This is a genomic window from Ruminiclostridium papyrosolvens C7 (assembly GCF_000421965.1).
GTDB lineage: Bacteria > Bacillota > Clostridia > Acetivibrionales > DSM-1351 > Ruminiclostridium > Ruminiclostridium papyrosolvens_A.
In genome coordinates this window covers 20,255-35,159 of record NZ_ATAY01000017.1, presented here as the reverse complement: position 1 = coordinate 35,159, position 14,905 = coordinate 20,255, and the positions used below count along the sequence as shown (strand labels likewise).

The 14,905-nt window shown below is 36.6% G+C and carries 2 protein-coding genes; both read left to right on the top strand.

Features of this window, described 5'->3' with window-relative positions; translation table 11 throughout:
- Positions 1-3: 3 nt before the first annotated feature.
- Positions 4-13,656, top strand: coding sequence for a hybrid non-ribosomal peptide synthetase/type I polyketide synthase (locus L323_RS24470; protein ID WP_020814278.1), 13,653 nt, complete (start codon positions 4-6; stop codon positions 13,654-13,656).
- A gap of 75 nt (positions 13,657-13,731) precedes the next feature.
- Positions 13,732-14,895, top strand: coding sequence for a U32 family peptidase (locus tag L323_RS24465; protein WP_020814277.1), 1,164 nt, complete (start codon positions 13,732-13,734; stop codon positions 14,893-14,895).
- The last annotated feature ends 10 nt before the right edge of the window (positions 14,896-14,905 follow it).

The window sequence follows — 14,905 nt, the reverse complement described above, 5'->3', positions numbered from 1 at the left end:
AATATGAACAAGGTTGAATATTCAGGAAATGAAATAGCTGTTATAGGTATGAGCGGAAGATTTCCGAGGGCCGGTAATATATCTGAATTGTGGGATAATTTAAAGGCCGGAAAAGAATGTATAACTTTTTTCAGCCAAGAAGAATTATTATCAGCGGGAATAGATATTCACGAAATACAAAACCCCAATTATATCAAAGCCCATGGACATTTGGAAGAAGCAGAAAAGTTCGATAACGATTTTTTTGGTTACAGCAATATTGAAGCATTAGTAATGGACCCACAAATACGAATATTGCATGAGGTTGTGTGGGGAGCTCTTGAAGACGCAGGCTATAACCCGGAAACCTATAAAAAACCTATCGGCTTGTATGTGGGAGCCTCTGATAATTTGTACTGGCAGATTGTTTCGTCATTTTCAAAGGATGACAGCGTTTCAGAAGGGTTCGGGACTTTTTTGCTGAATAATAAGGATTTCATAGCCACGCAAATTGCCTATAAACTAAACTTGAAAGGCCCGGTAATAGATTTATCAACGGCTTGTTCAACTTCTCTTGTAGGAATACATATGGCTTGTCAGGCACTTTTGAGCGGTGAATGTGATATCGCTCTGGCAGGAGGAGTTACAATATCACTTCCCCTAAAAAAAGGCTATATGTACGAGAAGGATATGGTTATGTCTTCTGATGGACATTGCAGGGCTTTTGATGAAGCAGGCTCCGGCTTTGTAGAGGGTAGCGGAGCAGGTGTTGTTGCCCTGAAACTACTGGAAGATGCTCTTAATGACGGCGACGATATATATGCGGTTATAAAGGGTTCTGCTATAAATAATGATGGAAATAGAAAAGTTGGGTATACGGCACCAAGCATAGAAGGTCAGTCGGAGGTAATAAGGTTGGCCCACCGGGTTGCCGAGGTGGAACCTTCAACCATATCATACATAGAAACCCATGGAACTGGTACCAAATTGGGAGATGTGGTTGAAATAGAGGCATTGAGGCAGGCTTTTGGAAAACAGGAGAAAAACTACTGTGCTTTAGGTACCATCAAAAGCAGTGTAGGGCATCTTGATTTTGCAGCGGGTGTTGCGGGTTTTATTAAAACCGCATTAATGTTAAAGCATAAGCTTATTCCCCCTGTTGTTAATTTTAATACACCTAATTCACAACTAAATTTGGAAAACAGTCCTTTTTATATTAATAAGGAATTAATAGATTGGAAAAAGGGAGACACACAGCTAAGGGCGGGAGTCAGTTCTTTCGGTATCGGTGGAACAAATGCCCATATCGTGCTGGAGGAGGCTCCAGAAGCATTAACCGAGCCTCAGCAGGAGGAAAAGTGGAATATGCTGGCACTTTCTGCCAGAAGTCCTCAGGCACTAGACATGATGACTGACAATCTGGCACATTATTTGGAGGCAAACCCAGATGCAAATCCTGCTGATGTAGCCTATACCTTACATACCGGCCGTAAACTGTTTAAATATCGCAGAACTCTTGTGTTCAATGGAATAAATAATGCAATTGATGCTTTAAAAGCTAAAGACAATAGAAATATAAAGACTTTCTATTCAGAAAAGGACAAAAAATCTGTCATTTTCATGTTTGCCGGGCAAGGTTCTCAATACGTTAGTATGGGCTTGGAATTGTATGAGAAAGAACCTGTATTCAGAATGGCATTTGACAGTTGCAGGGTAATTTTAAAAGGTCTTATTGATTTTGATGTAAAGGATGTTTTATATCCCGTTAAAGAAAAGGAACAGGAAGCACAACAAAAAATAAACCAAACGGAATTAACTCAGCTTGTGATTTTTGTATTTGAATATTCCCTTACCAAACTTTTAATTCATTGGGGTATAAAGCCTGACGCCATGATTGGTTACAGCTTTGGTGAATATACCGCAGCTCTGATTTCAGGGGTATTTTCTTTAGAAGATGCTCTGGAATTAATTGTGGCTCGCGGAAAGCTCATGAAATCACTTAATACGGGAGCTATGTTAAGTGTACCACTAACTGAAACAGAATTGATGCCCTTGATAAATGAGTTTAATTATTCTGATACATTAAAGGTTTCTATTGCAATAATAAACGGTTTTTCCTGTATTGTATCAGGTTCATCAGAATCAATAGACACCTTTGACAAGTATATGAAGCAAAAAAGATATTTGTGTATGAAAGTACCTGTATCATATGCAATGCATTCCCCAGAACTGGCTCCAATTGTGGAAGAGTTCAAAAGAAAAGTTCAAAGTATAACTTTAAATAAACACTCTATTCCTTATATTTCAGGCTTGACCGGAACTTGGATAACCGGGGAGCAGGTTATAGATCCGGAGTACTGGGCAAGACATTTGATTCAGCCAATCAGGTTTTCAGACGGTATGGAAAAGCTTCTGGAAGACTCTGATACTGTATTTATTGAAGTAGGCCCAGGTAGGGATTTAAGTGTTCTGCTGAATAGATTTATTGAGAAAGAGCCTGAAAGGATTCTGAATACGGTACGAGTTCAACATGACGGTAAATCTGACATCTATTTTCTGCTAAACAAGCTGGCACAATTATGGAGATGCGGTATAAAAATCAATTGGAAGAACTTCTATGGAGCAGAGAAAAGGCAGCATGTAAATTTACCCACTTACCCTTTTGAAGGTAAGAGATTCTGGATAGACAGTAATCCAAAAGATGTTTTCAGAAACGAAAAAACAATCTCATTATATAAAAAAGAAAATATTGAAGAATGGTTCTATGTACCACAATGGGTTCGTTCTACACCCGGATACAAGGGTAAATCAAATAGTTCACAGTGGCTCATATTTAGGGATACTCTTGGAGTTTCTGATGAAATAATTAATGACTTTACAAAAAAAGAAATTAATGTTGTTACAGTGACCAAGGGAAAAGCCTATGAAAGAGTAGATAAAAGCAGCTTCATAATCGACCCTACACAAAACGGTGATTACGAAAGACTATTTAATGAAATTACAGCTACCGGAATAACAATTGAGAAAATAGCACATTTTTGGGGAGTAGACAGTATTGGCACAGAGGAATGTCAAATGGCAAGTTTTGACTGCGCCCAGGATGCAGGTTTGTACAGTATTCTAAAAATTGCAAAAGCCTTGGCAAAATCGGAAATGCATAAAGAAATAACACTTGATGTAATAACAAATAACGTACATGTTGTTACAGGTGAGGAAACAACATACCCTGAAAAGGCTACTGCATTAGCGGCAAGTATAGTAATACCACAGGAATACTCCTATATAAAAAGCAGATGTATTGACATAGCTGTACCTGAAGGACACAAAAAGGGTAGAAGCAATCTTGTGAATCAATTGGGGGCAGAATTGCTGTCTGAATCACCTGATAGGATAATTGCATATAGAAGTGGATTTCGCTGGGTTATGAAATATGAACAGGTCAAATTGGAACAACAGGTAAATACGGAAATTCCATTCAAGACCCAGGGAGTATACCTTATTACAGGAGGACTCGGGGGAGTGGGATATGCCCTTGCAGAACATATCGTTAAAGAGTATAAAGCAAAGGTTGTCTTAACGGGCCGAACTGTTCTCCCTGAAAGGGAAAAATGGGATTGGTTGTTGGAAAATCACCCTCAGGAAGATAAAATAAGCGACAGAATAAGAAAAATACTTGCTCTTGAGAACTATGGAACAGACATATTGATATTTGATGCTGCTGATGTCTCTGATGAGGATAAAATGAAGTATATAGTTGACAGGGCAGAAGAAGAGTTTGGAGCTATAACAGGTGTAATTCATAGCGCAGGAGTACTGGACGGCAGTTCTTTCAGCTTGATTAGCGATTTAGATTTAACTGAATGTAAAACTCAGTTTAATTCAAAAGTGTATGGGTTATTGGTGATGGAGAGGATTTTCAGAGACAAAGAAACGGACTTTTGTGTATTAATGTCTTCCATTGCGTCAGTACTTGGAGGTTTGGGTCATGTTGCATATTCAGCTGCTAACCTTTTTATGGATTATTTTGTTCAAAAAATAAACAGCTTTGGCGATAAAAACTGGAAAAGTGTTTGCTGGAGTGAATGGCAAAAAGATAATGGAAGTAATGAAAAAATCACAATAGGAGCAACAATTGCTGAACTTTCAATGTCACCTAATGAAGCAATCGATGCATTTGAAAGAATTTTGGCTTTTGGGGGTCAGGGGCAGATTGTTTGCTCGCCCGGAGACCTGCAGCAAAGATTGAATCAATGGGTTAAACCCAATTACACTGATTCAGAGGAATCAGTAAAAAGTAGCAATATACATAAAACCTATTACACCAGACCCTCCTTATCCAACAGTTATGTTGAACCACAGAGCCAGATTGAAAAAGAACTTGCAGATATCTGGAAAGACTTGTTCAGAATCAGTGAGGTAGGCATACTAGACGATTTCTTTGAATTGGGTGGGGATTCCCTCAAAGCAATTACGGTTATAAACAATATATATAAAAAATTCGAAGTGGAATTGCCATTGACGGACTTTTTCAAATTTTCAACAATAGAGAAACTGGGAGCTTATTTAACAGCTTCTGATAAAAAAGCATATATCCCAATAAACAAAGTCGAGGAAAAAGAACATTATGCATTATCTTCTGCACAAAAAAGACTATACTTCATTAATCAATACGACCCCTCACTGACAACATATAACATGTCAGGGATTTTTGTATTAGAAGGCGATATCGACAAAACCCACTTTGAAAAGGTATTCAATTGCCTTATAGAAAGACATGACTCACTTCGTACCTCTTTCATTATGAAGGAAAGTGAACCGGTTCAGATTATACATAACCACATTGATTTTAAGATAGAGTTCCATGAGTGCAATGAGAATCAGGTTGATAATATAATTGACGATTTTATAAAGCCATTTGATTTAAGTAAGGCTCCGTTGATACGTGTTGCTCTTATCAGGCTTACCGACGGTAAATATATATTTATTTATGATATGCATCATATTATCTCTGACGGTGTGTCAATGAACGTTCTGATAAATGACTTTATAAGTCTGTACAATGGTGAGAAACTGAAACCATTAAAAATGCAATACAGAGATTTTTCAGAATGGCAGAACAACCTGTATAAAGAAAATGTTGATAATGCACAGGAAAAGTATTGGCTTAACCGCTTTTCAGGTGAAATACCCGTATTAAATATGCCTACGGATTATAACCGTCCTGCCGTTCAAAGCTACGAAGGAGCACATACATACTTTGTGTTGGACAAGTCCCGAACAGGTAAGCTTAACGATTTGGCGGCAGAAAACGGTGTTACCCTATTTATGGTTCTTCTTGCTGCATACAATGTATTATTGAACCGATACACCGGCCAGGAGGAAATAATTGTAGGAACACCTGTAGCAGGGCGACAACATGCTGATTTACAGGATATCATCGGGGTATTTGTTAACACGCTACCTCTTTTAAATCTCCCAAAAGGTAGTAAAAGTTTCGTACAATTTCTTGAAGAGGTAAAACAAAGTACTCTTGATGCATTTGATAATCAAAGCTACCAGTTCGAACAACTGGTGGATAAACTGAATATTCCAAAAGATATCAGCCGAAATCCGCTGTTTGATACTATGCTTGTTCTGCAAAATACCGGTAACATGTTGGATACATTAAATGCTTCCGGAAAACTTCGTTTTTCTGAATATAGTCACAAGAACAACATGTCTAAGTTTGATATTATGCTGACTGCTTTTGAAGATAAGGGAGAAATAACCTTTGAATTCGAATATAGCACCATGTTGTTTAAACAAGATACAATTGATAATTTGTCGAAGCACTTTATAAATATTTTAGAGGATATTTGTGAAGCTCCCCATAAGGAACTGAGGGAGATAAAAATACTCTCGAAAGAAGAACAAGATATTATAACAAATACTTTTAACGCTACAGCATGTGATTACATAAAAGATAAAAATGTAATTGATGTGTTTGAGGAAAATGCGGCTCTGATACCTCAGAACATTGCAGTAATATTTAACGATAAGTCTTGGACATATGCAGAATTAAATGAACGCTCTAACCAATTGGCACACTACTTGAGAAGTCTGGGTATAGGAAATGACACAATTGTTGGCCTAATGGTAAGACGATCCTTTGAAATGATGGTGGGAATATACGCGATATTGAAGGCCGGGGGTGCATATTTACCTATAGACCCCGAATATCCACAAGCACGTATAAATTATATGATTAATGATAGCGGAATTGAATATATACTGACCGATAGGAATACTGTTGTTTCACCGGATATTAAGGGCAAAATTGTTTATCTGGATGATGATTACTCAAAGGAAAGTAAAACAAATCCCATTAATATAACCCAGCCGAACAGTTTAGCATATGTTATCTATACTTCAGGGTCAACGGGAAATCCAAAGGGGGCCATGATTGAACATACATCTTTAATGAACAGATTAATTTGGATGGAAAAAAATACGCCCATAAATCAAGGGGATGTTGTTCTTCAGAAAACCACATTTTCTTTTGATGTATCTGTTTGGGAGATACTCTGGTGGGGTATGCAGGGAGCGGTAGTATGTCTTTTGGAAAACGAAGGTGAGAAAAATCCTCAGTCCATAGTTGAAGCTATTTATAACAATAAGGTAACTACACTCCACTTTGTGCCATCAATGTTTAATGCATTTTTGAGTTATTTGGATACATGTTCCGAAGCGTACAAGCTTAATAGCTTAAAATATATAATTACAAGTGGTGAAGCACTGACGCTTGATATGGTAAATAGATTTAATTACGTTTTCAGAAATAATACCGGAGTACGTCTTGTAAATCTCTACGGACCCACAGAGGCGACCATAGACGTGTCCTATTTCAACTGCCCCCGTGATACAACAGGGATACAGTCTATTCCAATTGGAAAACCAATAGATAATATCAGACTGTATATTACAAATAAGGACGGTTGCCTTCAACCTACGGGTGTGTCAGGCGAGCTATGTATCGGGGGTGTAGGCCTGGCAAGAGGATACCTAAATAAAGAATTACTGACAAAGGAGAAGTTTATTTTTAATCCCTACCTTGACGGAGAACGTCTATATAAGACCGGAGATCTGGCAAAGTGGAATGAAGACGGGAATATAGAGTTTCTGGGAAGAATAGATAATCAGGTCAAGATAAGAGGATTCAGAATTGAACTCGGGGAAATTGAAAGTGCATTAAGGAAGATTAACGGAATAACTGATTCTGTTGTTATTGATGTTGATGATGAGACAGGTAAAAGTTTATGTGCATACATTGTCACTGGAAAGGAGATTTCTCCAAACCATTTGAGAACAGCTCTTGGAGGTGTTTTGCCTGACTATATGGTTCCATCGTATTATGTGACAATAGAAAAAATACCTTTGACAGCCAACGGAAAATTGGACAGAAAGGCTTTGCCAAAGCCAAACAAAGTTTTAGTGAGAAAGACTTATGTTCCACCTGAGAATAATACTCAAATGGTGCTTTGCAAAATATGGGGTGATGTTTTAGGCATTGACCGTGTGGGAACTTTAGATAATTTCTTTGAAATTGGAGGAGATTCAATTAAAGCGCTGCAAATATTAGCTCGTCTTTATCAGCACGGATTACAATTTACTATCAAGAATCTTTTTAAATATCCTACTGTAAAAGAGTTGTCCTCACATGTGAAATCCGTTGTGTACGAGACAGGTAAAGTGTTTGAAGCCGGGGAATTACCTTTGACTCCTATACAGAAATTTTTCTTTAAAAAGAGTGGGGAACACAACCAGCATTTTAATCAATCTGTTATGATTTTCAACAAAGATGAATTCTCTGTTGAGGCTTTAAAAAATGCCCTTACGGGAATTATAAAGCATCATGATGCAATTAGAATGGTATATAACATACAGGGTAATAAAATCATTCAGTACAATGATGATGAATCTGCAAATCTGTATGACTTTTATGAGTACACGCTCAATGACTCCGAATATATTAAGGCAATTGAGGAGAAATGTGAATTACTTCAGGGTAGTATTAACCTAAGTACAGGCCCTCTGGTTAAAATCGGACTGTTTCACACATTGGCAGGAAAATATCTGGCTATAATAATTCATCACCTTGTTGTAGACGGGGTATCCTGGAGAATACTCCTTGAGGACCTTAAGCTTGCGTACGACCAGTCCTTGAAAGGAAACAAGATAGTACTTCCTTCAAAAACAGCTTCATTTCAACAGTGGGCAAAGGAATTGAAGGAATATGCCGATTCCGAATCGGTATACAGAAGTGTTCAATATTGGAGAGACATATTAAATGTATCAATCCCCAAATTACCAAGGGATTTTGAAACCTCAGAAATAAGAAAAAACAAATACAGAGAGTCAGTTTCAATAACCTTTACAAGTGATGAAACAAACGATTTATTAAAGAATGTACACAATACATATCATACTAAAATAGAAGACATTTTACTGGCGGGACTTGGAATGGCATTGAAATCCTGGAGCGGAAATGATAAGGCACTTATTGCACTTGAAGGTCACGGACGTGAGGAGCTGTTTCAGGATTTACCAATAGCTCGTACAGTTGGATGGTTTACATCATTATATCCGGTGCTACTGGATATGGGCAGTGTAAATAAAATATCATATTATCTCCGAATGATAAAAGAAAACCTTCGTAAGATACCCCATGGTGGTATAGAATTCGGATTGTATCAATATATCAGAAACAGAGGGGAAGAGGAACAGTCATTTGAAAGCCTTGAACCCGAGATTATGTTTAATTATCTGGGACAGTTTGATAAAGAGTTGGTTTCAGATTATTTTGAGGTTGTTCAGCAATCCTGCGGAAAAGAAGTAAGCCTTGAAGGTACTCCATGGTATTCTTTAGACATTAATTGCATTACTATAGGGGGATGTTTGAAAGTAACAGCTTCTTTTGATAAAAATGAATATAAAAGCGAAACAATCGGTAATTTGATGGAGAATTACAAATCTTGTCTTCATGAGATAATACTACATTGTAAGACTCAGAAGCCGGAACTTGGATCACCTGCTGATTTTAAACTGGACATGTCCTTGGAAAGCTTCGATAAGTTGACTGAGAGCTTATACGCAAATATCAAATGGAATAATGAGAAGGAACGAAAAATACAGGATATATACAAGCTTTCTCCCATGCAGGAAGGGATATTGTTTCATGCTGTTTCAAGCAACTCAGAGACATATTTCCAACAGTGTGCCTTTGATATATCCGGGAAACTTGAAATTGCTTTGCTGGAAAAAGGCCTTAATGAAATAGTTAAGAGATATGATATTTTACGTACAGTGTTTGTTTACGAGGGACTTTCCAATCCTCTTCAGGTGGTGTTGAAGGAAAGAATGATATCAGTGCTCTATGAGGATATTTCCGGCATGGATGACCATGGAAAGCATGAATATTATAAAGCATTTAAGAAACTGGAACGCGAGACCGGTTTTGATGTAACAAGAGACAGTCTTATAAAAATGTCTGTACTATATTGGGGAGACGGAAAATACAAACTGATATGGAGTTTTCATCATATATTGATGGACGGATGGTGCCTGAGTATACTATTTGGTGAGCTCCTGAAACGGTATACAAGTTTTTATGGTAAAACTAAATTAGAGTTTCCTCAGGTAACTTCCTACAGAAATTATATAGAATGGCTTCAAAAGAATAATGAAATTTCAGCGTTACAATATTGGGACAAGTATTTACAGGGTTATAACACTCAGGCTTTGTTACCCCAAAGGAATAAAAGAGAAAACCAGAGTTACAGACAAAAGCAGTTCAACATGGGCCTTGATGAAGAGTGTGTCAGAAAGATTGAGGACATGAGTAAAAAGTATCACGTAACACAGAATACAGTTATTCAGAGTGTTTGGGGGATTCTTTTACAAAAATACACAGGTAATGAGGATGTGGTGTTTGGTGCTGTTGTATCAGGACGCCCTGCAGAAATAGAAAATATTGAAAATATGCTTGGATTATTTATTAATACGATTCCGGTACGCATTAGCACCGAATCACGTACAAAGTTCAGTGAATTGGTAATGGGTCGACAGGATGAAGCACTTGAATCTGAACAATACAGCTATATTTCACTTTCAAAAGTACAGGCAGCATCGGAACTAAAACAAGGTCTATTTGACCACATTATTATTTATGAAAACTATCCCATGGGACAAAATGCCTCAGAAGCTGCCGGATATGACAGTACAGGCTTTATAGTTGAGGGTGTTGAAGCATTTGAGCAGACAAACTATGATTTAAATATCATTGTAAACTCTGCAAATGGAATTGGAATAGATTTTCGTTATAATGTTAATGTTTATGAGGAATGGTTAATAGAACAGTTAGCAAGACACTTTGAGACAATAATAAAACAGGTTTCCGATAATTTTGAAATAACCATAGAGGATATTGACCTTCTGCAGGAAGAAGAGCGTCAACAATTACTATACAAATTTAATGATACCCATTGTGATTATTCCAGAGGAGAAACCATTATTGATTTATTTGAAAAACAGGTGGAATTAACACCTGAGGCTACTGCTTTGATATTTCAGAATAATAGACTTAAGTATAAGGAATTAAACGAACGCTCAAACAGATTGGCACATTATTTAAGAAGACTGGGATTTAAACCGAATATGGTTGCAGGAATTATGGTAAAACGTTCCTTTGATATGCTGATAGCAATTGTAGGTATCCTAAAAGCGGGGGGAGCATACCTGCCTATTGATCCGGAACTTCCGGAAGAACGTGTTTCATACATGATGGAAGACTGTTACGGCAAGTTCTTGCTTGTGGACAAGCAAAAGTCTATTTCCCGGGATTTTAAAGGGCAAGTGATAAACATTTTTGAATCTGAGAATGAGCCATATTACAATCCGGAAAAAGTGAACCTACCTTCAGATCTGGCCTATGTCATATATACCTCAGGCTCTACCGGAAAGCCTAAAGGAGTAATGATTGAACATAGAGCGGTAAATAACTTCATAACAGGCATGAGCAGAAAAATGGACTTTTCAGCCGGGAAAACAATTTTGGCCCTTACCACAATTTCATTTGATATTTTTGTTCTTGAAACAATATTGGCACTTACAAAGGGATTAAAAGTAGTAATTGCCGATGAGCAAAGTCAAAAAGATATTGGTATGGTTTGTGAACTAATCCGTAAAAATAGTATTGATATGGTTCAAATGACACCTTCAAGGGCACAACTGTTCCTAAGTGACAAGAAATGGTGGAATTACCTTACCTCCTTAAAGGAAATTATCATAGGAGGGGAGCCTTTCCCGGAAAACCTTCTGGGATATCTTGAAGGTCTTGAGAATGTAAAGGTGTATAACGTATATGGGCCTACTGAAACCACAGTCTGGTCTACTATTAAAGAATTAACAGGACAAAAACAAGTAAATATAGGTAACCCCATTGCAAACACACAAATTTATATACTAAATAGTAAAAAACATCTCGTACCCAAAGGGGTAAAAGGTGAATTATATATTGGTGGAGATGGGCTGGCAAGAGGTTATATATCCAACAATAAATTAACAGAAGAAAAATTCATACAAAATCCTTTTATTTCAAATGAGAGAATATATAAAACCGGAGACATTTCAAAATGGCTATATAACGGAGAACTTCAGTGTTATGGCAGGATGGATCATCAGATAAAAATTATGGGTTACAGAATTGAACTGGGAGAAATAGAACACCAGATATCCAAGCATGAACTTGTATCTGATGTAGTTGTATCAAAAATAACTACCCTATCCAATACCGATTCGTTGGTTTCCTTTATTGTTGTTAAAGCTGAGGGACAGAAAGAAAAACTGATTAATTCACTGAATGAATTTCTATCTCACAGTTTACCGGCTTATATGATTCCTTCAAAAAACATAGTCATTGATAGTATACCAAGATTAATAAACGGAAAAATCGACTATAGAGCTTTGAACGAAATAGCTAATGATTTTAAGGATGTTGACAAGAAAAAGCTACCCAGAGATGAATTTGAGCAAAAAATATATGAGATTTGGTCGGGTATCCTTGGTACGAACCAATTTGATATTGAAACAAGTTTCTTTTATCTTGGAGGTAACTCACTAAACCTCATGAAACTGGTTTCTGATTTAAATACTGCTTTCAATGTAAGTATACCGCTGGGGACTTTGTTTACAAACAACACAATTGAAATGCAATCGGCGATTATCACGAAGTGGTCACCTGATGGTTCGGATAACATAATATTACCTGCTGAAAACAGAGAATATTATCCTTTATCCTTTGCACAAAAAGGGTTGTATATTCTGGATTTACTGTATAAAGACAATACAATGTACAATATTACAGAGATTGTAGAATTGGAGGGTGATTTAGATATATCCTTGATTCAAAGTATATTTGACAATCTGATTGTAAGGCATGAGAGCTTAAGAACCGCTTTTATCAGTGCAGACGGGGTACCGGTACAAAAAGTAATGGACAAGGTGGATTTTCAAATTGAATTCATTGAAAAAGGGCCCGAAAATATTGAAAGCACGTTACAAAAGTTAATCAGGCCATTTAACCTGAGTAAACCGCCTCTGCTTAGAGTAGGAATTGTCAAACTGGAAAATAAAAGACATCTGTTAGTTATAGACATGCATCACATAATTACTGATGCAATATCTATCGGAATTATAATCAGGGATTTTTTGAGTATATATCAGCAAAAAGAACTGCCCAAATTGAAGCTGCAATATAAGGACTATGCCGTATGGCAAGATAGTTCAAGATTTCAGGATAAATTAAAGAAACAGGAAGTATACTGGCTATCCCGTTTTAAAGGGGTTATTCCACAACTGAACCTTCCGGTTGATTTTGAAAGACCACCGGTTCAGACTTATGGAGGAGCTAGTGTGACTTTTGAACTGGATATTGAAAAGGTCTCCTTGTTGAGAAAGCTTTGTGTTGACTTGGATTCAACATTATATACGGTTTTATTATCTATTTTTAATGTATTTATTTATAAAATAACCGGACAGACGGATATAATTCTGGGAACTCCTGTTTCAGGTCGTACTACGGGAGACGTTGAACATTTAGTAGGAATGTTTGTAAACACAGTCATCCTCAGAAATAAACTGGAACGTGCTCAATCTTTTGAGAAAGTATTTTCTGAAATAAAAATGAATACTGTGACAGCATTTAGTAACCAGGATTATCCTTTTAATGAACTGGTCAAAAGGGTATGTTCAAAAAGGGATTTAAGCAGAAATCCTATTTTTAATGTAATGTTCCAGTTGCAGGATTTTGAAGTCCCAAACGTAAGCGTGGATGGTTTGAAGGTAAAACCATTTGAAAGAAGCATAAATTCAAATTTTGATATGACTTTTTCCGTAACAGATACGGGTGAAACCATAAAAGTTGCAATTATTTATAATATCAGTTTGTTTAAAAGTGAGACGGTGGAAAAGTGGAAGACATATTTTATTGACATTCTTAACCGGATTTTAGCTGATAGAACTATTAAATTAACAGATATACAGGATATTAAAGATGATAACGGGTACAAAGATTTAAGATCCATTGAAAGTGATATGGAAGTACCATTTGCTGTTGATATTGATTTTGATTTTGATAATTAAAAAATTAAGTGAGCTATTGGGCAGAAATAAGGAATTATTCTTGTCCTGATAAGAAATGGAGGGGGATTAAATTTTATGATTAAGTATTTTAGTATGCCCGCAGATTTTAAAAACGAAACAATAGATGGTTATCATCAACTTAATCAACAGTATGACCATGCAAAGGTAGGCGAGACCTATGGCAGCATAACAAAAGGCAGAATCGTCGGTTCGGGAAGACTGGTGGAACAAATGCTCGAAACGGATTTTGTGGATTTATATAACTATATCAAGTATTCAAGACAGCACAATATTGACTTTAATTATACTTTGAATGCCACACACATGCACAATATGGAATTCAGTGAGGATGGGATACTTGAACTTAAAACATTTCTATGGAATTTATATGAAACGGGTGTAAGAAAATTGACCATTGCCCTTCCTCCTTTGATTGAAATAATAAAATCCATGAAATTGGATTTTGAAATTAAAGCATCCTGCCTTTGTCAGATTACAAATGTAAATAAGGCTATGTATTATAAAAGACTAGGTGTAAACAGAATTGTTCCTGACGAATCAATTAACAGGAAGTTTCATGTACTTGAAAGGATTAGTAAGTCCTTTGGGGAGGGTGTTGAGGTTATAGCAAACCAGATATGTGCCATAAACTGTGTGTACCGTATGTTCCATTATAATATGGTATCGGAAAATCCCTTTGGAAATGTAAGCAATACCAGCATAAATTATTACGAGCACAGGTGCATTCGACAGAGATATGAGGATATAAGCAACCTCCTCAAGCTTTCATGGATAAGACCGGAAGACCTCAATTTGTATACCGACATAGGGATAAACCGGTTTAAAATACAGGGAAGACATACCTTTGTTAAGGGTGGAGATCCTGTTAAAACAGTTTCATATTATTTCAAAGAGGATTATGACGGTAATCTAATGGACTTACTAAATATGTTTTCAACACTCAACAATTTCAATGCGTATTTGGATAATAAAAAACTGGATGGCTTTATAAAACCATTTTACGAAAAAGAAGAGTTCTGCAAAAATGACTGCCAGGAGTGCAATTATTGCGGGGCATACATAAAGAAAGCTGTTGACATGGACAAGACAATTGCCATGAAAGAACTATACGATAAATTTTATAACGAATATGACCAATTCAACAGGTGTGTAAACAGTGTCAATGTGAAGCAATCCGACCGCAACAATGACGTTGATATAGAATTTGATTTTATGTGAGGTAAAATAC

Coding starts and splice junctions, on each gene's coding strand:
- L323_RS24470 (WP_020814278.1), top strand. CDS start 4: ATGAACAAGGTTGAATATTCAGGAAATGAAATAGCTGTTATAGGTATG.
- L323_RS24465 (WP_020814277.1), top strand. CDS start 13,732: ATGATTAAGTATTTTAGTATGCCCGCAGATTTTAAAAACGAAACAATA.